The sequence below is a fragment of the Sutterella massiliensis genome (assembly GCF_016899755.1).
In the GTDB taxonomy this organism is placed as follows: domain Bacteria; phylum Pseudomonadota; class Gammaproteobacteria; order Burkholderiales; family Burkholderiaceae_F; genus Sutterella; species Sutterella massiliensis.
The window spans coordinates 1-313 of record NZ_JACJJC010000373.1; the positions used below are offsets into that span (position 1 = coordinate 1).

At 54.0% G+C, this 313-nt stretch carries 1 protein-coding gene; it reads left to right on the forward strand.

The window, feature by feature from the left end; all coding sequences use genetic code 11:
- Positions 1–306 (forward strand): hypothetical protein (locus tag H6A60_RS12965; protein ID WP_439145088.1); only part of this gene is annotated, 306 nt, incomplete at its 5' end.
- Between the last annotated feature and the right edge of the window lie 7 nt (positions 307–313).

A 313-nucleotide genomic window follows, 5' to 3' on the forward strand; every position in this document is an offset into this window, starting at 1 on the left:
CGTCACGACGTGGCCAAGGTTCTGGAACTCAAACGCAAAGGGAAAACTGTCGATCCGGAACTGCTGCAGCGCACAAGCCGATTCCTGGTGAAGCGGGAGAAGAAAACTGAAGGCGGTAAAAAACAGGTGTTTTGCGGAAAGGATGAATCCGCCATGCGGTCAGCGACGGAGTTCGCCGGATACTTCGGCATTCGAACCAACCTGGTCATGTCGCCGATGCAATCCTTCGAGATCTACAGAGACCGAGCAGTCATCGAAAGTTCGTTCCGTGAGATGAAGGCGCTCAACGACTGCAATCGCATGTAGGCGACTC